The organism is Streptomyces sp. NPDC101219 (genome assembly GCF_044767675.1).
In the GTDB taxonomy this organism is placed as follows: Bacteria; Actinomycetota; Actinomycetes; order Streptomycetales; family Streptomycetaceae; genus Streptomyces.
Genome location: NZ_JBIWOK010000006.1, coordinates 426170 through 448152, shown reverse-complemented (window position 1 = coordinate 448152; position 21983 = coordinate 426170). Strand labels below are relative to the sequence as shown.

General features: G+C 73.0%; 22 protein-coding genes. 7 read left to right on the top strand and 15 right to left on the bottom strand.

The window, feature by feature from the left end; all coding sequences use genetic code 11:
* Window positions 1-107: 107 nt before the first annotated feature.
* The 5 genes from ACIRPP_RS15025 to ACIRPP_RS15005 all read right to left on the bottom strand — a co-directional run bounded on the left by ACIRPP_RS15025 (window position 108) and on the right by ACIRPP_RS15005 (window position 7161).
* Window positions 108-2366 carry a putative bifunctional diguanylate cyclase/phosphodiesterase gene (locus ACIRPP_RS15025; protein ID WP_403642081.1) on the bottom strand — a complete coding sequence of 753 codons (2259 nt, stop codon included), beginning with the start codon at window positions 2364-2366 and terminating at the stop codon, window positions 108-110.
* A 259-nt stretch (window positions 2367-2625) separates the two neighbouring features.
* Window positions 2626-4824, bottom strand: coding sequence for an NAD-dependent DNA ligase LigA (ligA, locus tag ACIRPP_RS15020; RefSeq protein ID WP_403642078.1), 2199 nt, complete (start codon window positions 4822-4824; stop codon window positions 2626-2628).
* A 14-nt stretch (window positions 4825-4838) separates the two neighbouring features.
* Window positions 4839-5846, bottom strand: a complete 1008-nt coding sequence (locus tag ACIRPP_RS15015) for a methionine synthase (protein WP_403642075.1) — start codon at window positions 5844-5846, stop codon at window positions 4839-4841.
* A gap of 55 nt (window positions 5847-5901) precedes the next feature.
* The gene (locus tag ACIRPP_RS15010; protein WP_403642072.1) at window positions 5902-6603 is read right to left on the bottom strand and encodes an SDR family oxidoreductase; all 702 of its coding nucleotides are present in this window, start codon (window positions 6601-6603) and stop codon (window positions 5902-5904) included.
* Window positions 6604-6621: 18 nt separating this feature from the next.
* Complete coding sequence (locus ACIRPP_RS15005; protein WP_403642069.1) at window positions 6622-7161, bottom strand: TIGR00730 family Rossman fold protein; 540 nt, start codon at window positions 7159-7161, stop codon at window positions 6622-6624.
* A gap of 137 nt (window positions 7162-7298) precedes the next feature.
* Between ACIRPP_RS15005 and ACIRPP_RS15000 the strand changes: the two genes are divergently transcribed.
* Together ACIRPP_RS15000 and ACIRPP_RS14995 are read left to right on the top strand one after the other, a co-directional pair.
* Complete coding sequence (locus ACIRPP_RS15000) at window positions 7299-7622, top strand: DUF427 domain-containing protein (RefSeq protein ID WP_164338230.1); 324 nt, start codon at window positions 7299-7301, stop codon at window positions 7620-7622.
* Window positions 7623-7728: 106 nt separating this feature from the next.
* Window positions 7729-8508 carry an alpha/beta fold hydrolase gene (locus ACIRPP_RS14995; protein WP_403642066.1) on the top strand — a complete coding sequence of 260 codons (780 nt, stop codon included), beginning with the start codon at window positions 7729-7731 and terminating at the stop codon, window positions 8506-8508.
* 222 nt (window positions 8509-8730) lie between these two features.
* Here the strand turns inward: ACIRPP_RS14995 and ACIRPP_RS14990 are convergent, their stop codons facing one another.
* Window positions 8731-10347, bottom strand: a complete 1617-nt coding sequence (locus ACIRPP_RS14990; RefSeq protein ID WP_403642064.1) for an adenosine deaminase — start codon at window positions 10345-10347, stop codon at window positions 8731-8733.
* Window positions 10348-10611: 264 nt separating this feature from the next.
* On the opposite strand from ACIRPP_RS14990, the gene ACIRPP_RS14985 reads away from it, so the two are divergent.
* On the top strand, window positions 10612-11007 hold the full coding sequence (locus tag ACIRPP_RS14985) for a Scr1 family TA system antitoxin-like transcriptional regulator (protein WP_403642061.1): 396 nt from the start codon (window positions 10612-10614) through the stop codon (window positions 11005-11007).
* 13 nt (window positions 11008-11020) lie between these two features.
* Window positions 11021-11212 carry a DUF397 domain-containing protein gene (locus ACIRPP_RS14980; RefSeq protein ID WP_403642058.1) on the top strand — a complete coding sequence of 64 codons (192 nt, stop codon included), beginning with the start codon at window positions 11021-11023 and terminating at the stop codon, window positions 11210-11212.
* A 34-nt stretch (window positions 11213-11246) separates the two neighbouring features.
* Here the strand turns inward: ACIRPP_RS14980 and mnmA are convergent, their stop codons facing one another.
* Window positions 11247-12383, bottom strand: coding sequence for a tRNA 2-thiouridine(34) synthase MnmA (gene mnmA, locus ACIRPP_RS14975; protein WP_403642055.1), 1137 nt, complete (start codon window positions 12381-12383; stop codon window positions 11247-11249).
* 60 nt (window positions 12384-12443) lie between these two features.
* Between mnmA and ACIRPP_RS14970 the strand changes: the two genes are divergently transcribed.
* Window positions 12444-13133 carry an N-acetylmuramoyl-L-alanine amidase gene (locus tag ACIRPP_RS14970; RefSeq protein WP_403642052.1) on the top strand — a complete coding sequence of 230 codons (690 nt, stop codon included), beginning with the start codon at window positions 12444-12446 and terminating at the stop codon, window positions 13131-13133.
* A 13-nt stretch (window positions 13134-13146) separates the two neighbouring features.
* Here ACIRPP_RS14970 and ACIRPP_RS14965 read toward each other — a convergent pair whose 3' ends face one another.
* The 3 genes from ACIRPP_RS14965 to ACIRPP_RS14955 all read right to left on the bottom strand — a co-directional run bounded on the left by ACIRPP_RS14965 (window position 13147) and on the right by ACIRPP_RS14955 (window position 14976).
* Window positions 13147-14316, bottom strand: coding sequence for a cysteine desulfurase family protein (locus ACIRPP_RS14965; RefSeq protein WP_403642049.1), 1170 nt, complete (start codon window positions 14314-14316; stop codon window positions 13147-13149).
* Window positions 14317-14386: 70 nt separating this feature from the next.
* A complete protein-coding gene (locus ACIRPP_RS14960; protein WP_164342924.1) occupies window positions 14387-14653 on the bottom strand; it encodes a DUF4190 domain-containing protein in 267 nt (88 codons plus the stop codon).
* Between the two features lie 155 nt (window positions 14654-14808).
* Window positions 14809-14976 carry a hypothetical protein gene (locus tag ACIRPP_RS14955; protein ID WP_403642046.1) on the bottom strand — a complete coding sequence of 56 codons (168 nt, stop codon included), beginning with the start codon at window positions 14974-14976 and terminating at the stop codon, window positions 14809-14811.
* 113 nt (window positions 14977-15089) lie between these two features.
* On the opposite strand from ACIRPP_RS14955, the gene ACIRPP_RS14950 reads away from it, so the two are divergent.
* Window positions 15090-15731, top strand: a complete 642-nt coding sequence (locus ACIRPP_RS14950) for a TetR family transcriptional regulator (RefSeq protein ID WP_403642043.1) — start codon at window positions 15090-15092, stop codon at window positions 15729-15731.
* Window positions 15732-15837: 106 nt separating this feature from the next.
* Here ACIRPP_RS14950 and ACIRPP_RS14945 read toward each other — a convergent pair whose 3' ends face one another.
* Window positions 15838-16701, bottom strand: coding sequence for a thioesterase family protein (locus ACIRPP_RS14945; RefSeq protein WP_403642040.1), 864 nt, complete (start codon window positions 16699-16701; stop codon window positions 15838-15840).
* Between the two features lie 132 nt (window positions 16702-16833).
* Here ACIRPP_RS14945 and ACIRPP_RS14940 point away from each other — a divergent pair, with 132 nt between their 5' ends.
* Complete coding sequence (locus ACIRPP_RS14940) at window positions 16834-18063, top strand: alpha/beta hydrolase (protein ID WP_403642194.1); 1230 nt, start codon at window positions 16834-16836, stop codon at window positions 18061-18063.
* Here ACIRPP_RS14940 and ACIRPP_RS14935 read toward each other — a convergent pair.
* From ACIRPP_RS14935 to ACIRPP_RS14920, 4 genes are all read right to left on the bottom strand, one after another.
* Window positions 17972-18628: a trimeric intracellular cation channel family protein gene (locus ACIRPP_RS14935; RefSeq protein WP_164342918.1), complete on the bottom strand. Its 657-nt coding sequence runs from the start codon at window positions 18626-18628 to the stop codon at window positions 17972-17974. The two genes, ACIRPP_RS14940 and ACIRPP_RS14935, sit on opposite strands and share 92 nt — an antisense overlap.
* 89 nt (window positions 18629-18717) lie before the next feature.
* Window positions 18718-20019, bottom strand: coding sequence for an ABC transporter ATP-binding protein (locus ACIRPP_RS14930; protein WP_403642033.1), 1302 nt, complete (start codon window positions 20017-20019; stop codon window positions 18718-18720).
* Window positions 20016-21017 (bottom strand): ABC transporter ATP-binding protein, encoded by a 1002-nt coding sequence (locus ACIRPP_RS14925; RefSeq protein WP_403642030.1) that lies wholly within the window; start codon window positions 21015-21017, stop codon window positions 20016-20018. The genes ACIRPP_RS14930 and ACIRPP_RS14925 overlap by 4 nt, the downstream gene beginning before the upstream one ends.
* A 6-nt stretch (window positions 21018-21023) precedes the next feature.
* Window positions 21024-21983: an ABC transporter permease gene (locus tag ACIRPP_RS14920; protein WP_403642027.1), complete on the bottom strand. Its 960-nt coding sequence runs from the start codon at window positions 21981-21983 to the stop codon at window positions 21024-21026.

The window sequence follows — 21983 nt, the reverse complement described above, 5'->3', positions numbered from 1 at the left end:
TCCTCTGGGGTGAGTGTGTGTGTTTGGGGCCAATCCTATGGGGCCCGCGACCGTGGCCGTGAACGGTGTGCGGGCCGGTGGGGGAACCGTACGCCCAGGGCCTCTCGTCAGCCGACCCGGCCCGAGTCGTCGCCCGCGGCGGCGGGGAGGGCCGCCGCCGGGCGCTGCCAGCCGCGGGAACCGCGGGCCAGGAGCCAGGCGGTGGTCTCGTCGGGCGGCATCGCGGCCGCCACGAGCCAGCCCTGGACGGCGTCGCAGCGCAGGTCGCGCAGGCGCTCCCAGGTCTCGTCGTCCTCGACGCCCTCGGCGACGACGAGCAGGCCGAGGGAGTGGGCGAGGTCGATCGTGCAGCGCACGATCTCGGCGTCCTCGGTGTCGACGGCGAGCCGGGCCACGAAGGACCGGTCGATCTTGAGTTCGCTGACCGGCAGCCGCCGCAGGTGCACGAGTGAGGAGTAGCCGGTGCCGAAGTCGTCGAGGGACATCTTCACGCCGTGGCCGGTCAGGGCGTTGAGGGTGTCGGCGGCGCGCTGCGGGTCCTCCAGCAGGACGTGCTCGGTGATCTCCAGCTGGAGCGCCCCGGCGGGCACGCCGTGCCGGGCGAGCCGGGCGGCGACGGAGCCGGCGAAGCCGGGGGTGTGCACGTCGCGTGGGGAGACGTTGACCGCGACCGGCACGAACAGGCCCTGGGCGCGCCAGGCGGCGACCTGTTCGAGGGCGGTCTCCAGGACGTACTCGGTGAGGTGCGGCATGAGTCCGGAGGACTCGGCGATCGCGATGAACTCGTCCGGGGGGACCCGGCCGCGCTCCGGGTGCACCCACCGCACCAGGGCCTCCAGGCCGGACACCTGGCCGTCGAAGCGGACTTTGGGCTGGTAGTGCAGCTGGACCTCGTGGGCGTCCAGGGCGCGGCGCAGGTCGCCCAGCAGTCCCAGCCGGTCGGGGGTGTTGGAGTCCCGCTTGGACTCGTAGACCTCGACGCCGGTGCGGTCCCGCTTGGCCTGGTACATCGCGACGTCCGCCCGCCGCAGCAGCCCTTCCGCGTCGAGCGCGTGGTCGGGGAAGACGGCGACGCCCGCGCTGGCCTCCAGGACGAGGGTGAGTCCGTCGAGGTCGAGCGGCGAGCTGAGGGCCGCGACCAGGCTGCGGGCGACGCGGGTCGCGGACGTGGTGGAGTCGGCGACGGGCAGTAAAACGGCGAACTCGTCGCCGCCGAGCCGGGCCGCCTCGGCACCGCGCGGCAGGGCGGCTCTCAGCCGGTCGGCGATCTGCAGCAGCAGCCGGTCACCGGCGAGATGACCGAGGGTGTCGTTGACCGAACGGAACCGGTCGAGGTCGATCAGCATGAGAGCGGAGCGGGCCTCGATGCGCTCCGCGTCGTCGAGGGCGGTCCAGATCCGCTCCAGCAGCCACTGCCGGTTCGGCAGGCCGGTCAGCGGGTCGCGCAGCTGCTCCTCCGCGCGCGCCCGGGCTATCCACAGGGTGGAGTCGAGCGCGATCAGCGGAATGGCGAACAGCGGGAGCAGCAGCGGCTTGGCGTCCGCGACCACGCAGATCAGCGGGGCTATCCCGAGCAGGGCGACGGCGACCAGGGCCTGCCGGACGAGGGCGGTGCGGGCGACGGTGGGCAGCCCGGCGCGCGGGGTGTGCAGGTACCAGAAGAGGGTGCGGGTGACGGCGAGGTAGGCGGCGGCGACGAGCACCACCTCGAAGGCGGTGGCGAAGGACCAGCTGCCCGTGGCGGACGGGGACTCGACGGACGGCACGGAGCCGGAGGCGGCCAGCACCAGCGCGCCGGCGCCGATCCCGAGCAGGTCGACCGCGCCGTGCAGGACGCCCTGCCGCCAGCGGCCCCGGCGGGCGGCGCCGACCAGCACGACGACGGTGAGGCTGACCATGCCGGCCGGCACCCAGCCGTAGAGGAGCAGCACGGCGAGGGTGAGCGCGGCGCCCGAGCCGGTGCCGCCCCACCAGCGGGAGCGGCCCAGCATGACCAGGTGGCCGACGATGACGCCGGTGAGCACGGCGAGGGACCAGCCGACGGTGCCGGACGGGAAGAGGGCGTGGCCGCCGGTGAAGGCGTACAGGAATCCGGCGCCCAGGACGAAGCCGGCGGCCGCGACGATCGCCGTGGGCAACGCGGGCCAGGGCAGGTGGCGTTCGCCTTCGGTCTCGGACAGTGCGGGCCGCGGTCCGGCGGCGGGGGGCCGGGCGGCGCCGAGTCCGTCCGCGGTGCCCGCTCCGGTGCGCCCCCGCGCGTCCGGCCGGGCCGCCGGCCGCCCGTCCCCGCGACCGCGCCGGCGGACGGCCGCCAGGCGGCACAGGCGCAGCCGTGAGCCCGGGGCGGCGCTCTCGGTCGGTTCCATTCCCGTCCCTCTCACAGCCGGCGGTGCCCACGCCACGCGGCCCGATGCCCGACAACTCCCAGCGGCTCCGCGATGGAAAGCCCTTCCCCGGACCCTTTGCGCACACGGGGGTGCCCCGACCGCAGCTGGGCACGGCAGGTGCACCTCCCAACAGTAGGCCGCGGAAGGCTTCCTCGGGCACCGGTCGCCGACGGTTGCCCGAATGCGCCCCGGCCACCCGTATGCATCTGGTATGCGCCGATCGGGGCGTCTTCAACCGTTACCCGTCGGCCGAAAGCGCGACCTCCGTGGCTGCTTCCGGTCCGTCCGCGAGGAGGACCTCGAAACCCTCCTCGTTCAGGACCGGCACTTTGAGCTGCATCGCCTTGTCGTACTTCGAACCAGGGTTGTCACCGACGACCACGAAGGACGTCTTCTTGGACACCGATCCGGTCACCTTGGCGCCCTGGTTCTGCAGGGCCTCCTTCGCCCCGTCGCGGGTGAAGCGCTCCAGGGTGCCCGTCACCACGACGGTGAGTCCCTGGAGCGGGCGCGGGCCCTCGTCCTCGCCGGAGGACTCGTCGGCCATGCGCACCCCGGCCGCCTTCCACTTCCGGATGATCTCGCGGTGCCAGTCCTCCGCGAACCACTGCTTGAGCGAGGCGGCGATGATCCCGCCGACTCCGGGAGTGGCGGCCAGTTCCTCCTCGGAGGCCTGCTCGATGCGCTCGATGGAGCGGAACTCGCGGGCCAGCGCCTCCGCCGCGACCGGCCCGACATGGCGGATCGACAGGGCGGTCAGGATGCGGGCGAGCGGGCGGTCCTTGGCCGCGGCGATGTTCTCCAGCATCGCCACCGCGTTCTTCTTGGGGGCGCCCTCCTGGTTGGCGAAGACGGTGGCGATCTTCTCCTCGCCGGTCTTCGGGTCCCGCTTGGGCAGACCGCTGTCCTGGTCGAGCACGTACGCCTTGATGGGCAGCAACTGCTCGATGGTCAGGTCGAACAGGTCGCCCTCGTCGCGCAGCGGCGGGTCGGCGGGCTCCAGCGGCCGGGTGAGGGCGGCGGCGGCGACATAGCCGAAGTGCTCGATGTCCAGGGCCTTGCGGCCGGCGAGGTAGAACAGCCGCTCGCGCAACTGGGCGGGGCAGGTGCGGGCGTTGGGGCAGCGCAGATCGACGTCGCCCTCCTTCATCGGCTTCAGCGGCGTGCCGCACTCGGGGCACTCGGACGGCATGACGAACTCGCGCTCGCTGCCGTCGCGCAGGTCGGCGACCGGGCCGAGGATCTCGGGGATGACGTCGCCGGCCTTGCGCAGCACCACCGTGTCGCCGATGAGGACCCCTTTGGCCTTCACGACGTCCTGGTTGTGCAGGGTGGCGAACTCGACCTCCGACCCGGCGACGGTGACCGGCTCGACCTGGGCGTAGGGCGTGACCCGGCCCGTACGGCCCACGCCCACGCGGATGTTGATGAGCTTGGTGTTGACCTCCTCGGGCGCGTACTTATACGCGATGGCCCAGCGCGGGGCGCGCGAGGTGGTGCCGAGCCGGCCCTGGAGCGGGATCTCGTCCAGCTTGACGACGACGCCGTCGATCTCGTGTGCCACGGAGTGGCGGTTCTCGCCGTAGTACGCGATGAACTCCCGGACGCCCTCGATGCCGTCGACCACCTTGTTGTGCGGAGAGGTGGGCAGGCCCCAGGACTTGAGCAGGTCGTACGCCTCGGACAGGCGGGTGATGCGGCCGGAGAAGCCCTCCAGCGCGCCGATGCCGTGGACCACCATGTGCAGCGGACGGGTGGCCGTCACGCGCGGGTCCTTCTGCCGCAGCGAACCGGCCGCCGCGTTGCGCGGGTTGGCGAAGGGCTTGTCGCCGGCCGCCACCAGGCGGGCGTTGAGCTCCTGGAACTTCTCCATCGGGAAGAAGACCTCGCCCCGGATCTCCACCAGGTCGGGCACCTCCTCGCCGGTGAGCCGGTCGGGGATCTCGGCGATGGTGCGGACGTTGGGCGTGATGTCCTCGCCGGTGCGGCCGTCGCCGCGGGTCGCCGCGCGGGTGAGGCGGCCCCGCTCGTAGGTGAGATTGACGGCCAGGCCGTCGACCTTGAGCTCGCACAGGAAGTGGAACGTCTGCTCGCCCAGCTCCCGGTGGATGCGCTCGGTCCAGGCGGCGAGATCCTCGTCGTTGAAGGTGTTGTCGAGGGAGAGCATGCGCGAGCGGTGCTGGACGGAGGTGAACTCCGTCTCGTAGGCCCCGGCGACCTTCTGGGTCGGCGAGTCGGGCGTGCGCAGCTCGGGGTGCTCCTCCTCCAGGGCCTCCAGCTCGCGCAGCAGCCGGTCGAACTCGGCGTCGCTGATCACGGGCGCGTCGTTCACGTAGTACCGGAAGCGGTGCTCCTCGATCTGCTCCGCGAGCTGTACGTGCTTCTCGCGCGCCTCGGCGGGCACGCTCGTCGTCTCCGCCTGCTGGTCGCCGGCCACCGTGGGTCCTCCCGTTACTCTGGGTTGTCCGCGAGGGATCTCGCGGCCCGGACGCAGTGGGCGTAGGCGGACCGCGCGTACTGCGGGGAGGCTCCCGCGAGTCCGCACGCCGGGGTGAGGGTGACCGCCTCCGCGAGGAGCTCCGGCCGCAGCCCCAGCCTGCGCCACAACGTTCTGACACCCATGACGCTACCGCCAGGGTCCGACAATGGGCCGTCCGTGCCGGGCACGACACCGGCGAGCAGCCGGACGCCGTCCTCGACCGCCTCACCGATCGCCTCGTCGTCACGCTCGGTGAGAAGGGAGAAGTCGAAGGACAGGCCCGCCACGCCCGCCCGGCGCAGCAGGGCGAACGGCACGTCCGGTGCGCAGGAGTGCACCACCACGGGGCCGCCGTCGTGCGCCGAGACGATGTCCCGCAGGGCCGCCTCGACGGTCTGCCGGTCCACGGCCCGGTGCGTGCGGTACCCGCTGGCGGTCGGCACCTGCCCGCGCAAGACGGCGGTCAGGGACGGCTCGTCGAGCTGGAGGACCGGGCGGGCGCCCGGGACCCGCCGCCGGACCTCGGCGAGGTGCAGGCGCAGCCCCTCGGCGAGGGAGGCGGCGAGGTCGCGGCAGGCCCCGGGGTCGGACAGGGCGGCCTCGCCGTTGCGCAGTTCCAGGGCGGCGGCGAGCGTCCAGGGACCGACCGCCTGCACCTTGAGCGGGCCCCGGTAGTCCTGGGTGAACTCCTCCAGGGCGTCCAGGTCCTCGCCGAGCCAGGAGCGGGCCCGCCGGGTGTCGCGGCCGGGCCGGTCGCCGATCCGCCAGCCGCTGGGCTCCACGCGCGCGTACAGCTCGACGAGCATCCCGGCGGTCCGGCCGATCATGTCGGCGCCGGGGCCGCGGGCGGGCAGTTCGGGCAGGTGCGGGAAGTCCTCGAAGCTCCCGGTGACCGTCTTGGCGGCTTCGCGCGCGTCGGTGCCCGGCAGGGAGCCGACACCGGTCACGGGACCGAACCTGATCTGGCTTTCTTCGCTCACGTGAGAAGCGTACGCAGTGCGGCGGCCGGGGATTCACGTCCCCGGCCGCCGGCCGCTACGGGTGGCCCGGGCGCACGGTCAGGTCGTTGACCTCGGCGTCCCTCGGCAGGTCGAGGGCCATCAGCACGGTGGTGGCGACCGACTCGGGGTCGATCCAGCGGCCGGGGTCGTAGTCCTTGCCCTCCTGCTGGTGCACCTTGGCCTGCATGGGGCTGGCGGTGCGTCCCGGGTACACGGAGGTGACGCGGACGCCGGCCGCGTGCTCCTCGTGCCGCAGGGAGTCGGCGAGGGCCTTCAGGCCGTGCTTGGAGGCCGCGTAGGCGGACCACTCGGCGTGGGCGTTGAGGCCCGCGCCCGAGTTGACGAAGACCACGTGGCCGCGGCTCGCGCGGAGCTGGGGCAGGAAGTGGCGGGTCAGTTCGGCGGGGGCGATCAGATTGACGTCGAGCTGGTGCCGCCAGGTCTTCGGGGTCAGCTCGCCGACCCGGCCGAGCTCGACGACGCCGGCGATGTGCAGCAGCGAGTCGACCTGCTCGGGCAGCGACTGGTGGGAGAAGGCCCAGCTGAGCCGGTCGGGGTCCGCGAGGTCGCCGACGAGGGTCCGGGCGCCGGGGAATTCCGCGGCGAGCTCTTTGGCCCGTCCGGCACTGCGGGCGTGCAGCACGAGGTCGTCGCCGCGCGCGTGCAGGCGGCGGGCGACGGCCGCGCCGATGCCGGAGCCCGCTCCGGTGATCACATGGGTAGCCATGACCGCCATGCTCGCATCACGCCGGGCTCAGACGATGCCCCGGCTCTCCTCCAGATGGGCCAGCGCCCCCACCGGTTCCTCGGCGAAGAACACCAGGTCGGTGAGCGGGCGGGGCAGGAAACCCTCCGCCTCCATCCGGCGGAACTGCTCCTTCAGGCCGTCGTAGAAGCCCGCGGTGTTCAGCAGCACCACGGGCTTGTCGGTGTGCCCGTGCTTCTTCAGCTCCAGGATCTCGGTCGCCTCGTCGAGGGTGCCGGTGCCGCCCACCATGATCACCACGGCATCGGACTTCTCCAGGAGCAGGCGCTTGCGCTCGCCCAGGTCCCGGGCGACGACCATCTCGTCGGCGCCGGGCCGGGCCTTGGCGGCCAGGAAGTCCACGGAGACGCCCACCAGCCGGCCGCCCGCCGCCTGCACCCCGTCGGCGACCACCTTCATCAGCCCGACGTCGGAGCCGCCCCACACCAGGGTGTGCCCGCCCTTCCCGAGCAGTCGCGCGAACTCCCGCGCGGGGCGCGTGTAGCGCTCGTCGAGGTCGGCGGCGGAGAGGAAGACGCAGATGTTCACCGCCCCACGGTACGGCCCGGCCCTCCCGGCTCGCTCCGATACCCCCGGGCGGGAAGAAACCGGCGGCCGGCGCGCGCTGTACCCGGCACGCGCCGGCCGTCCGGCCGGCGGCGTCGCATCCTCCGGGAGGGCCGATCGTGACCGCAGGACATCGCATCAGCATCGAGGAGAGCGGCCGGCAGGTACGCGTGGTGCGCGACGGCCGGGAGCTGGCCCGCACGGACCGGGCCCTGGTGCTGCGGGAGACGGGCTGTCCCCCGCGCTACTACATCCCGCCGGAGGACGTGCGGCTGGACCTGCTGACGCCCTCCGCGACGACCACCCACTGCCCCTTCAAGGGCACCGCGTCGTACTGGTCGGTGCCGGACGCGGCGGACCTGGTGTGGGCCTACCCGGACCCGAAGCCCGGAGTCGAGCGGATCAGGGACCACCTGTGCTTCTACGAGGCCGACGTGAGCTGACCCGGCGGCGGGAGGACGGGCGGCCGTGACACCAATCCGGGGCGATCGGTGGACGCGCCGCCCGCCTCACCGACGAATCCGGCGCCGTGCGGCAGTCTGCTGAGACATGGACAAGAACATTCTTTCGCGCGACGGCACCCCGATCGCGTACGAGACGGCCGGGCGCGGTGCGACGGTCGTCCTCGTCAGCGGTGCGATGTCGACGGGAGCGACGGTGGCACCGCTGGCCGCGCCGCTCTCCGAGCGGTTCCGGGTGGTGGTCTACGACCGCCGGGGCCGCGGCGGCAGCGGGAACACCGAGCCGTACGCGGTGGAACGCGAGGTCGAGGACCTGGCGGCGCTGATCGAGGAGCTGGGCGGCGAGGCGTCGCTGTACGGGGTGTCCTCCGGGGGCGCGCTGGCGCTGCGGGCCGCGGCGAGCGGGCTGCCGGTGCGTCATGTCGCCGTGTACGAGACGCCGTTCGTCCTGTCCGAGGAGGACCTCAGGGAACGCGCCGAGTACACCGAGCAGCTGACGGCCGCCCTGGCCGAGGGTCGGCGCGGGGACGCGGTGGAGCTGTTCCTGCGGCTGACCGGGCTGGGCGAGGCGGTCATCCGGGGCGCCCGGCAGTCCCCCATGTGGGCCGGCATGGAGTCCATGGCGGGGAGCCTCGCCCACGACGACGCCGTGATGGGGGGCGGGAGCGTCCCCCGGGAGCTGCTGGCGTCCATCCCGGTGCCGGTGCTGTCGATCGCGGGCGACGCCAGTCCGGCCTGGATGCGCGAGGCCGCGCGGGCCATCGCGGACACGGTGCCCCGCGGCACGTACCGCGCGCTCCAGGGCCAGACGCACATGGTCGAGCCGGACGTCCTGGCGCCGGTGCTGGCGGACTTCTTCGGGCGGTGAGCCGTCCCGGCGGGCAGCGGTGAGCCGTCGCGGCAGGCATCGAACCGTCCTGGGCAGGCGCCGAACCGTTCTGGACAGGCGCCGAACCGTCCTGGGCAGGCGGTGAGGCTCCACCTCCCCCGCCCCGGAAACGCTCCGGCCGGATTCCGCCGCCGCGGGAGGCGGCGGCGGACGGCACGGAACGGCCCGACCCGGTTCGACCCGGCCCGGCCCGGCAGGGGATCAGCGGGCGGTGCGGATCCCCGTCTCGAAGCGGCCGAAGGCCCGCTCCTGCTCCCACTGCGCGGTGGCCTTCGGGCTGGCGTCCAGCAGGCGCCGGCAGTCCGCACCGGGGCGGAGGGTGCCGAGCCGGACCCCGCGGCAGGCGGCGACGGGACGGTAGCCGTCCCGGGTGGGGTTGCCCCGCCACAGGCTCGCGCCCGGGAGGAAGGCGTACTCCAGGGAGGCCCGGGCCAGGTCCTTCAGCTCCGGGTAGGACAGGCCGTACGTGTCGGCGGCGTACCGGTACTCGTGGCTGATGTCGATGCGGCTGACGCCGGGGTCGTCGGTGGCCAGGACGACGGGCACGCCGTACGCGCGGTAGGTCTCGAAGGGGTGGTCGTCGCCCCGCACCCCGAGGATCTGGGCATTGCTGGTGAAGGGGACCTCGACGGCGGTCTCGCGGGCGGCCATGGTGCGTGCGGTGCGCTGCCAGTCGTCCTCGTGGACGAGGTCGACGCCGTGGCCGATGCGGTCGGCGCCCGCGACCTCCACGGCTTCCCGGATGTGGAACGCGACGTCGGCGGGCTTGACCAGGCCGGGCCACAACTCACCGGCATGCAGGGTGACATGGGCGCCGGGATAGACACCGCGGAGGTACTTCAGCATGCGCATCTGCAGGCTGTAGTCGCGCAGGGCGACCTCCGCGTCCTCGGGCTGGACCAGGTTGACGGCGACGAACCGCCCGTCGCGCTCGGCCAGGCGCATACCGAGGGCCATCTGCGTGAAGACCCGTTCGGGGGCGCTGCCGCGCGAGACCTGGGAGATCCAGCGGACCGGGAGGCGGCAGCCGGGCCGGGGGCTGTCGGTGTCGCAGCGGGCGGCGGTGCGGAACTCGGCGTCGGCCTCGTCGGACTCCTTCTTCGCCTCGGTGACCAGCCGGTCCAGCTTGCCCCCGGCGGTCAGCTTCCCGTGCAACCGGGCGAGGTCCGGGTCCCAGCCGACCTCGGCCGCGAGCTTCTTCGCCCCGTCGGAGGCCGGGGTCACCATCGTCTCCAGGTAGAACTGGTTCTGCTCGGCGATGTCGTCCGCCACCTCGGCGAGCAGTTTCCCGCGGTGCCGCCAGGTCACCTCACCGAAGCTGCCGAAGGTGGCGAAGAAGTGGTCGTGACCATTGCCGTCGGCCGGGAAGTCCTGCATGGACCAGGCGCGCACGAGGGCGTCGTGGAAGGCGCGGTCCGTGCGGGCATCCGCGGCGGGGCGGGTTCCGGCACCGCACGGCGGCGGGACGGCGGTCATCGTCGCGGTGTCGACGCACAGCCCGTCCTCGGCTGCCAGTTCGACGAGGTACTCGGTGGAGACCGCGCCGGACAGGTGGTTGTGCAGGTCACCGCCCTTGGGCAGGCGGCGGAAGAACTCCCGTGCCCGGCGCGGGTCATGGCGGATCGCGTCGAGGTGAGCGGCCGTGACCGCCTCGCCGACGGTCACCGGGCGCGGCGCCGTCGGCGAGGCCGGGCCGGAGGCGTCCGGGCCCGCGTGGGCGGCGGGCAGGACGGCGGGAGAGGAGAGCAGTACCAGGGCACCGAGGCCGGTGACGGCCAGGGTGCGGGTGCGGCGCGAGAGGCCGGGGATCCGATGCATCACACCCGGGTGATCGGCGCGGCTGCCGTCCGGGACACGGGTGCGGGACGAGGTGCGCCGGGTGATCACCCGGGTGGCGGAACGGCGCGGTGCGCGGGCGGGCGTGCGCGCTCTCCGCGAGCCCGGCGCGGGCACTTCGTTCCGGCGAAGCCGTGAACACTCCGGAGCCGGCGTTCACGGCGCCGCGAGGCGGGCGGGAGGGCCCGGTGGGCCGCCCGGTCAGGCGGCGAGCACGGGCGGGCCCGGATGCAGGGGTCCGGAACCGTGACCGGCCCCTCCTCCGGGTGGTGGGTCACCTCCGCCGAGGACCAGATCGAACCAGACGGTTTTGCCGCCCACCCCGTACAACGACTCTCCGACGGCACATCCGCCCCAGTCGTCGACCAGCAGATCGAGGATCAGACCCTCCCCCACATCACCCTGCTGGTGATCCCGTTCAGCGTCGGCGCTTTTCACGGAGCCGGGCAGTCCGTCCTCTACGTGGAGGGCCCGGTTCCCCAACTGGACACCGTTCAGCTCGATACCGCCCTCGGGGCCACGTTCGTGGATGCCCCGACGCCAGTGGCCAACTATCGTTCGCTGCTGGACCTGATGGAGCGGACGGCTCTGCCGGCTGACGCGTCCCGGAAGCTCATCCGGTTCATCACACGCGAACTCTGAGGGGGGCGGAGCGTTGACCACACTCGACTGGAAGCGTTCGCCGTTCTGCGGCGGGGGCGACAACAACTGCGTGGAAGTCGCCGTGAACGACGAGGACGACGACATCGCCATACGTGACAGCACCCGTCCTGAGCACATCGTCAGGGTCAGCCGCTCCACCTTCACGAGGCTGGTCACCCGCCTGCGGGCGAGCGCACCGAACTGACCGGTGCCCTGCAGCTACCGCACGGAGGACGGCGTCAGGCCGTCGCCGCCCGCTCCGTCGCGCGGACCGTCGAGGCGATCGTCGCCGAGCCCACCACGCGCGTGCCGTCGTACAGCACGATCGCCTGGCCGGGGGCGACACCCCGCACCGGCTCGGTGAAGCGGACGCGCAGCCCGCCGTCGGCCGGCTCCGCCGTCACCTCGGTCTCGCCGCCGTGGGCGCGCAGCTGGGCGGTGTAGGTGCCGGGGCCGACGGGGGCCGCGCCGCACCAGCGGGGGCGGATCGCGGTGAGGGCGGTGACGTCGAGCGCGTTCGCCGGGCCGACGGTGACGGTGTTGTCGACCGGGGAGATGTCGAGGACGTAGCGGGGCTTGCCGTCGGGGGCGGGGGTGCCGATCCGCAGGCCCTTGCGCTGGCCGATGGTGAAGCCGTAGGCGCCCTCGTGGGTGCCCACCTTGGCGCCGGACTCGTCGACGATGTCGCCCTCGGAGCGGCCGAGGCGGTCGGCGAGGAAGCCCCGGGTGTCGCCGTCGGCGATGAAGCAGATGTCGTGCGAGTCGGGCTTCTTGGCGACGGCGAGTCCGCGGCGCTCGGCCTCGGCGCGGATCTCCTCCTTGGTGGTGACGGTGTCACCGAGCGGGAACATCGCGTGGGCGAGCTGCCGGTCGTCGAGCACCCCGAGGACGTACGACTGGTCCTTGGCCATGTCGGAGGCGCGGTGCAGCTCACGCGTGCCGTCCTCGCGGACGATCACCTGGGCGTAGTGGCCGGTGCACACGGCGTCGAAGCCGAGGGCCAGCGCCTTGTCCAGCAGGGCGGCGAACTTGATCTTCTCGTTGCAGCGCAGGCACGGGTTGGGGGTGCGGCCGGCCTCGTACTCGGCGACGAAGTCCTCGACGACGTCCTCGCGGAACCGGTCGGCGAGGTCCCACACGTAGAAGGGGATGCCGATGACGTCGGCGGCGCGACGGGCGTCGCGGGAGTCCTCGATGGTGCAGCAGCCCCGCGCCCCGGTGCGGAACGATTGCGGGTTCGCGGAGAGCGCGAGGTGGACGCCGGTCACGTCGTGGCCGGCCTCGGCGGCACGGGCCGCGGCGACGGCGGAGTCGACTCCGCCGGACATGGCGGCCAGGACGCGGAGGGGGCGGGAGCGCTGCGGGGTGTCAGTCATAACCCCTCCAGGGTACGGGGACGCGGGAACCACGGCCGCCGGGTATCCGTTGAAGATCGCATGGGGGCGAGACGAGCATCCGAGGACGGGGACCGGCGCATCGGGCGGCGGGCCCTGATCGTGGGCGGGGTGGCGGCCGCGGCGGGCACCGCGGTGCTGGCCCGGGACGAGCTGGCCCGCCTGTGGTGGCGCGCCCCGGGGGTGGAGAAGCCGCGCACACCGGGCGCGGTCGATTTCGCGGGCGCCCGCTGGATCGCCGCCTCGGAGGCCAACTGGCGCCGCGCGGACCGGCCCGACGACTACGGCATCGACATGGTGGTCGTGCATGTCACGCAGGGCAGCTTCGACAGCGCCGTGAAGGCGTTCCAGGACCCGGGGCACCGGGCGGCGACGCATTACATCGTGGGGCAGGACGGCCGGGTGGCGCAGATGATCCGCGAGCTGGACGTGGCGTACCACGCGGGCAACCGCGACTACAACGAGCGCAGTGTCGGCATCGAGCACGAGGCGTTCGTGGACCGGCCGCAGGACCTCACCGACGAGATGTACGCGGCGTCGGCGCGGCTGACGGCGCGGATCTGCGCGCGCTACGAGATACCCGTCGACCGGAAACACATCATCGGGCACGTGGAGGTGCCGGGCGCCGACCACACCGATCCGGGCCCGCACTGGGACTGGGACCGCTACATGAAGCTGGTCCGCCGCGCCCGCACGTCACTGAGCACGCCGGAGGCGACCGCCTCTCCCTGAAGGGCGTCCGAGGTCAGGACAGGCCGGCCGCGCGGGCGCGTTCCACCGCCGGGCCGATGGCCTTGGCCAGGGCCTCCACGTCGGCCGCGGTAGAGGTGTGGCCGAGGGAGAAGCGCAGGGTGCCGCGGGCCAGGTCGGGGTCGGTGCCGGTGGCGAGCAGGACGTGGCTGGGCTGGGCGACGCCGGCGGTGCAGGCGGAGCCGGTGGAGCAGGCGATGCCCTGGGCGTCGAGGAGCAGCAGCAGCGAGTCGCCCTCGCAGCCGGGGAAGGTGAAGTGGGCGTTGGCCGGAAGCCGCCCGCCGGGCGCGGGGTCGCCGCCGAGGACGGCGTCCGGGACGGCCTCGCGGACGGCGGCGACCAGGTCGTCGCGCAGGGCGCCGATCTCGCGGGCGAACCACTCCTGCTGCTGGGCGGCCAGCCGCCCGGCGACGGCGAAGGAGGCGATGGCGGGGACGTCGAGCGTGCCGGAGCGGACGTGGCGTTCCTGTCCGCCGCCGTGCAGGACGGGCACGGGGGTCTGGTCGCGGCCGAGGACCAGCGCGCCGATGCCGTAGGGGCCGCCGATCTTGTGGCCGGAGACGGTCATCGCGGCGAGCCCGGAGCCGCCGAAGTCGACCGGCACCTGGCCGAACGCCTGGACCGCGTCCGAGTGCAGCGGGATGCGGAACTCGGCGGCGACCTCGGCGAGTTCGCGGACCGGCAGGACGGTGCCGATCTCGTTGTTGGCCCACATCACGGTGGCGAGGGCCACGTCGTCGGGGTTGCGGGACAGGGCCTCGCGCAGGGCGTCGGGGTGCACCCGGCCGTGGCCGTCGACCGGCAGGTACTCGACGGTGGCGCCCTCGTGCTCGCCGAGCCAGTGGACGGCGTCCAGGACGGCGTGGTGCTCGACGGGGCTGGCGAGGATCCGGGTGCGGGCCGGGTCGGCGTCCCTGCGGGCCCAGTACAGGCCCTTCACGGCGAGGTTGTCGGCCTCGGTGCCGCCGGAGGTGAACACCACTTCGCTGGGCCGGGCCCCGAGGGCCTCGGCGAGGGTCTCCCGGGCTTCCTCGACCGTGCGGCGGGCGCGCCGGCCGGCCGCGTGGAGGGAGGAGGCGTTGCCGGTGACGCCGAGGTGCGCGGTGAGTGCCTCGACTGCCTCGGGAAGCATCGGGGTGGTCGCGGCGTGGTCGAGGTATGCCATGGTGGGCCCGATTCTACGGGGCGCCGGGCAGCCGCCCCGGGCCGCGGGGGGCCGGGTTCGCGTCGTCCCGTCACAGGCTCCAGGACAGGGTGTTGTCCGCCTGCATGAAGGCGAGCAGGACCAGCAGGTCGGCGATGCCGAGGCCGAGGCCCAGGGCGGCGCGCCCGCGCCGGGCGGTCCCGCGCGACAGCGCCAGGCCCGCGAGCACGATGGCGAGCGGTCCGAGGACGACGTTGAGGACGAGCAGGCCGAGCAGGCCCAGGACGAAGGACGCGACGGCCATGCCGTCGGCGTCGCGGACTCCGGTGCGGTCGGTGGCCCCGGCGGTGAGCTGCATGATGATCGGCTCCCTCGGTCGACGAGAGGTCGGGCGGTCGGTGGTCGGCACGGGGCGCGCGTGCGCGGGCGGGACGGAACGCCTCCTGCTGGTCCTCGCCCCGGTGGCCACGGGGCGCGCGTGCGCGGGCGGAGCCCGGCGGCTCCCCGTGCGGCTCAGTGCGCCGGGCCGCGGCGGTCGCGGCCGTGGCGCTCGCGCAGGGCGAAGACGCCGAGCCAGACGGCGATGACGAGTCCCGCGGCGAGTGTGAAGGCCGGCGGCGCGTGGGCGACGGTGCCCAGGACCACTCCGAGCAGCAGGAGTGCGGCGACGAGGAACAGCATGGTCGGAATCCCCCAGATTCGGTGAACGATCGTAGTAACACTTGTTCACTGACTACCCAGTCTAGCGGGCTCGTCACTTTGCAATCCGGGAGAACGGTTGTTGACTGCATGGCATGAGTCACACCCTCGGCACCCGGCAGGCCCAGAAGCTGAAGACCCGACGGGCCCTCCTGGACGCGGCTCTGGAACTGCTGGAGGAGCAGAGCCTGAGCAGCCTCGGGCTCCGCGAGGTCACCCGGGCCGCGGGGGTCGCCCCGACCGCCTTCTACCGGCACTTCCACTCCATCCCCGACCTGGGGGTGGCGCTGGTCGAGGAGGCACTGGACAGCCTGCACCCGATGATCCGGACCATTGTCTCCACGCCCGGTGACACCGACCGGCGCATCACGCGCGCCGTCGGGCTGATCGCCGGCCATGTGGACCGGTACCCCGCACACGTGCGCTTCATCGCCCGGGAACGGCACGGCGGGGTCCAGCCGGTGCGCGAGGCGATACGGGACCAGCTCGCCCGGTTCGCCGAGGAGGTCGCCGAGGCGCTGGCCGCGGACCCGGTGTCCGAGGGCTGGGGCGGGGACGACCTGCTGATGCTGGCCCAGATCTACGTGGACCTGATGCTGAGCACGGCGTCGCTGTTCCTGGAGACGCCGGCGGACGCGCCGCGGCAGCGCGAGCGGGCCACCCGGCTGGCCTCCCGCCGCCTGCGGCTGATCGGCATCGGCCGCCGGCACTGGCTGGACGCGCCGGTGACCGCCTGAGGCGGCCCGCCGGACCGGCGGCACTGCGAGGAACAAGACGGCGGCAACGGCCGGGACGGATCGGTCCGTCCCGGCCGTCGCCGTGCGCCGTGCGGGGCCCGGCGGCTCAGCCGAGCCGGACGCGGGCGAGCTGGCGGGACTGGGCCACCAGGCGGTCGGCGGAGTCCCACACCTCGGCGTCCTCCTCGAGGAAGCCGCCGGCGAGGTTGCGGGTGGTGACGGCCACCCGCAGCGGGCCCGGGGCGGGACGGGCGCGCACGTGCGCGGTCAGTTCCACCGTGGGCACCCAGCCGGACAGGCCGAGCTCGAAGGCGGTGGGCGGCAGCGCGTCCACCGCGAGGAGCAGGGAGAGCGGGTCGGGGTCCCGGCCGTCGGCAAGGCCGAACCAGGCGCGCATCTCGCCCCGGCCGGAGGGCTGTCCGAGGGCCCACCCGAGGGTGGACGGGTCCAGCTTGAGCATCAGCCGGTCGGTGATGGCGGAGCTGCCCTCGACCGGGGCGGGACCGTCCTCGGGACCGAAGCACTGGTCCATCGGCGGGATCGCGGGCGGTTCGGCGGTGGTGCGCACGTCGTCGGGGAGGGTGCCGAGATCGCCGTAGGAGGCGAGGACGCGGATGCGCTCGACCTCGCGGCCCTGCTCGTCGTACTGGAGGAGGGACGCCTGGCCGGTCGACAGGCTGCGCCCGGTGCGCACCGTCTCCGTGCGGACGACCGCCGGACCCGGCTGGGAGGCGGTCAGGTAATGGGCGGAGATGGTGAACGGGTCGGCGTGCGGCAGGGTGTCACCGAGCGCACGGCCCAGGACGGCCAGCAGATAGCCGCCGTTGACGGCGTTGATGATCGTCCAGCCGGCGGAGAGGTCGATGTCGTAGACGCCGGGCTCGCGACGGACGACCGCGGTGTCGCGGTCGAACTCGGCGGCGCCGATCGGGGCCCGGACGGTGGCCGGGGCGGAGGCTGCATCTGGCATGGCTGAACAGTACAAGAGTCACCTACTAAGCGGTAGCTTTGGGCGGGTGGCGCGGGCGACATGAGGGGCGATGTCCCCAAGCCGCCCGGTTCGGTGCTGAACCCGGGCGCCGTTCCTTCCCTCTTCGAGGGCATGAGCCTCACCGGGATCCCGTTTCTGTGCACGCTGGCCGTGCTCACCGCTGTCGCCCTCGTGCTGCCGCTCGTGCTGTGGACACGGGTCGGCGGACCCCGCGCCGTGCGCGCCGGCGCCCGGGTCCTGATGCTGCTGTTCGCCCAGGTCACCGCGGTGGCCCTGGTCTTCACCCTGGTCAACAACAGCAACCAGCTCTATGACAGCTGGGCCGACCTGCTCGGCACCGGCGACCACGTGCGCGAGGCCGCCGACCTGGGCAGCGACGGCACCGGCGGCATCGTGGTGGAGCGGCTGCCCAAGGTCGGCCAGCGCTTCCGGCCGGCCGGCGGGCCCGGCATGCGGGAGGCGGGCGGGGTCCGCGTCACCCGGCTCGACGGCCGGGTCTCGGGCGTCCGCGCCGAGGTGTACGTGTGGCTGCCGCCGCAGTACGACGACCCGGCCTGGCGCGACCACACGTTCCCGGTCGTCGAACTGCTCCCGGGCTACCCCGGCTCGGCCAAGGCCTGGTTCGGCACCCTCGACGCGCACGAGCAACTGCTGCCGCTGATGCGCAGCGGCCGCATCGCCCCCTTCATCCTGGTCGCCCCGCGCACCTCCCTGCTGCCCGGCGCGGACACCGGCTGCGCCAACCTGCCCGGCCGGGTCAACGCCGAGAGCTGGCTGAGCGTCGACGTCCCGAGGATGGTCCGGGACAACTTCCGGGCCCAGGCCGCACCGGAGGGCTGGGCCGTCGCCGGGTACTCGGCGGGCGGGCACTGCGCCACGAAACTGGCCCTGGCCCACCCGGACCGCTACCGGGCCGCGGTGAGCCTGTCCGGCTACAACGACCCGGCCGCCGAGCGCACCGCCCTCACCGGCCGCGACCCGGTGCTGCGGGAGGCGAACAACCCGCTGACGCTGCTGCGCGAAGCGGTCGCCCCGCCCGAAATCTCGCTCTACCTCTCCGGTCAGCGCAAGGACGGTTACGAGGACGCCACCGCCCTCGCCCGCGCGGCGACCTCGCCGACGAGCGTGCAGGTGGTGCGCCTGCCCCGCAGCGCCGGCGGCCACACCATGGCGCTGTGGCGGCCCCAGGTGGTCCCGGCGTTCCGCTGGCTGACCGAGGAACTCGGGGCAGAGCCCACGCCGTCCGCCGCTACTCCTCCCGGACCGAGGAGCGCCGCTGCCACGCCCGGGGCGCCCGCCAGTGGTAGCGCAGGGCCAGCAGCCGGATCAGGAACGCGGTGACCGCGGAGAGGGCACTGGTGGCCGGGTTCAGCACGTCGAGGCGCAGGCACACCACGGTCATGGTGGCGCCGACGATGGCCGGCACCGCGTAGAGGTCACGGTCCCAGCGCAGCAGCGAGGGCACCTCGTTGGCGAGGACGTCGCGCAGCACACCGCCGCCCACGGCGGTCACCAGGCCCAGGGCCGCGGAGGCGGCCAGGTTCAGCCCGTAGTCGTGCGCCTTGACCGTACCGACCACGCAGAACAGGCCGAGCCCCGCCGCGTCGAAGACGTTGACGCCGCTCTGCAGGCGCTCCACGTGGGGGTGGAAGAAGAACACCAGGACGGTGGCGATCAGCGGGGTGACGAAGTAGCCGAGGTCGGTGAAGGCGGCCGGCGGCACGGCACCGATCACCAGGTCCCGGAAGAGGCCGCCGCCCAGGCCGGTGACCTCGGCGAGCACGGCGAGGCCGAACACGTCGAAGTTCTTGCGGACGGCCAGCAGCGCACCCGAGATCGCGAAGGCGAAGATGCCGATCAGATCGAGCGCGTGCAGGACGGACGGGCTGAACAGTTGCTGGAGCACCTTCGCATTCTCTCCCGAAAACTGTCCCCCGCCTTACAAAGCAAGGCGGGGGACTGAGGTGCGGGGCGCGAGGGTGAGCCGGGCAGCCGCTATATGGCCTTGTCGGCGGTGTCGGCGGGCGCCTCGCCGCCGGTCCGGATGGCCTTGTCGCCCTCGTCGTTCCTCCCGGTTTCCCCGGCCTTCTCGCCTTCGCCGTCCGTGGCCCCGTCGTGGGCGGCCCCCTCCTTGGCGGCCTCGGACGCGTCCGCGCCCGGCGTGGCCTGGTCCGACGGGCCGGACTGCTCCGGCAGCAACGCCTTGACCGTCTCCTCGGGCACCAGGGACTTCTCGACGTCCTCGGGCACGTCCTCGACACCCTCACGGGTCGCCGAGACGACCTCGCCCGCGGTGAGCCCCAGCGTTCCGGCCGCGATCTCCTCGGCGAAGTGACATGCCACGCGGTGGCCGCCGCCGACGTCCCGCAGTTCCGGCCGCTCGGTCGCGCACCGCGCGGCCTGCGCCCACGGGCAGCGGGTGTGGAAGCGGCAGCCGCTCGGCGGGTTCGCCGGGGAGGGCAGGTCACCGACGAGGAGGATGCGCTCACGCTGGTCCTCCACCTCGGGGTCCGGCACCGGCACGGCCGACATCAGGGCCTTGGTGTACGGGTGCTTCGGATCCGCGTAGAGCGCGTCGCTCGGCGCTTCCTCGACCAGCGCCCCGAGGTACATCACGCCGATCACGTCGGAGATGTGCCGGACCACGGCGAGGTCGTGGGCGATCACCACGTAGGTCAGACCGAGTTCCTCCTGGAGCTCCTCCAGCAGGTTGATGACCTGGGCCTGGACCGAGACGTCGAGTGCGGAGACCGGCTCGTCGCAGATGATCACGTCGGGTTCCAGGACGAGCGCCCGCGCGATCCCGATGCGCTGGCGCTGGCCGCCGGAGAACTCGTGCGGGTAGCGCGAGAGCGCGTTGGAGGGCAGGCCGACCTTGTCGAGGATGGCCTTGATCTTCTCCCGGCGCTCCTCCTGGTCCTTGCCGATGCCGTGGGCGACCATGCCGTCGGACAGGATCGACTCGATGTTCTGCCGCGGGTTGAGGGAGCCCAGCGGGTCCTGGAAGACCATCTGGAGCCGGCGCCGGAAGCGGCGCATCTCCTCGCCCGGCAGCTTCGCCAGGTCGGTGCCGTCGAGGACGACCGACCCCTCGGTGATGTCGACCAGCCGCAGCACCGACCGCCCGAGGGTGGTCTTGCCGCAGCCGGACTCGCCGACCAGGCCGTAGGTCTGGCCGGCCTCGACCTTCAGGGACACCCCGTCCACGGCGTAGACGTGACCGACCGTGCGGTCGAAGAAGATGCCCTTCTTGATGGGGAAGTGGACCTTGACGCCGTCCAGTTCGAGCAGGCTCATGCGGTGACCTCCTCGGCCTTCGCGTCGTCGGGTACGGGGTTGACGCACCGCACCTGGTGACCGGTCGCGCGGGGCTCGGTGAGCTGCGGGGTGCCGGTCAGGCAGTCCATCTCGTACCGGTCGCAGCGGGGGGCGAAGGCACAGCCGTCGGCCCAGGCGATGCGGTCGTTGATGGAGCCGCGGATCGGGCTGAGCGCCTCGCCCCGCGGCGCGTCGAGCCGTGGAATGGAGCCCAGCAGTCCGTGCGCGTACGGGTGGGTGGGGTGGGCGAACAGCTCGCGGCGCCCGGCGGACTCCACCACCTTGCCCGCGTAGAGCACGTTGACCTCGTCGCAGAGGCCGGCCACCACACCGAGGTCGTGGGTGATCATCAGCAGGGCGGTGCCCTCCTGGTCCACGAGTTCCTTGAGGAGCTCCAGGATCTGCGCCTGGATGGTCACGTCGAGGGCGGTGGTGGGCTCGTCGGCGATCAGCATGCGCGGGGCGCAGGCCACCGCCATGGCGATCAGCGCGCGCTGGCGCATGCCGCCGGAGAGCTGGTGCGGGTACTCCCTGAGCCGCCGGGCCGGGTCGGGGATGCCGACCCGGTCCAGCAGGTGGGCGGCCTCCTTGCGGGCGGCCTCCCCCTTCATCCCGCGGTGACGCTCCAGGATCTCGGTGACCTGCACGCCGACCGGCACGACCGGGTTCAGCGAGGACAGCGGATCCTGGAAGATCATCGCCATTTCGCTGCCGCGCAGGTCGCGCCGGGCGGACGGGTTCATCGTGAACAGGTCCGTGCCGTCGAACACGGCACGCCCGCCCAGCGTGACGCCCTTGTGCGGCAACAGGCCCATCACGGCCAGGGAGGTCACCGACTTGCCGCAGCCGGACTCCCCGACGAGGCCCACGACCTGGCCCTGGTCGACCTCGAAGGAGACGCCGTCGACCGCCCGGGTCTCCTTGCGGCCGCGGCCGCCGAAGGTGACGGTCAATTCGTCGACAGTGAGCAGAGACATGGTGGTTCAGCCCCTCAGCTTCGGGTCGAGGGCTTCCCGCATGGCCTCGCCGAGAAGGGTGAAGCCGAGGGCGGTGATGATGATGCCGAGGGCGGGATAGACCGCCATCATCGGCGCGTTGTCGAAGAAGCGCTGCGCCTGGGTCAGCATGACGCCCCATTCGGGGATCGCCGGGTCGGGGTTGCCGAGGCCCAGGTAGGACAGGGCGGCCGCCTCGATGATCGCCGTGGCCAGGGAGAGCGTGGCCTGCACGATCACCGGGCTGAGCGAGTTGGGCACGATCTGCGACAGGACGATCCGCCGCTTGCGCAGCCCGAGGGACTGGGCGGCGAGGACGTAGTCCGAGTTGCCCTGGGCCAGCATGGAGCCGCGCAGCAGCCGGGCGAAGATCGGGATCTGCACCACACCCACCGCGATCATCACCGTGGTCAGGGACTGGCCCATGACGGCGGCGATCGACACGGCCAGCAGCAGCGAGGGCATCGCCAGCATGATGTCGATGAAGCGCATGATCACGGAGTCGATGCGCTTGCCGGCCTCCCCGCCGAGGGTGGCGAAGGCGCCCGCGAGGCCGCCGATGAGGAAGCCGATGACCAGGCCGATCACCGTGGCGACGACACCGACGAGCAGTGTCTGACGGGCACCGACCAGGAACCGGGAGAACAGGTCCCGCCCGAGGTGGTCGAGCCCGAACCAGTTCTCGCCGCGCATGTTGACGAACTCGCCGCGGTTGGAGAAGACCTCGTTGCGCCAGGTCTGGGCGGTCGGGGAGTACGGCGCGATGTACGGCCCGACGATCGCGAGGATCAGGAACAGGGCGATGATGAGCGCGCCGATGATCGCCATCTTGCTGCGCTTGAGACGGCGGAACGCCTCGCGCCACAGGCTGGCGCCGCTACTGCTCTCCTTGACGGCGCTCAGTTCGGCGAGGCGCTGGATCTTGTCTGTCTTGGTGGCGACACTCAT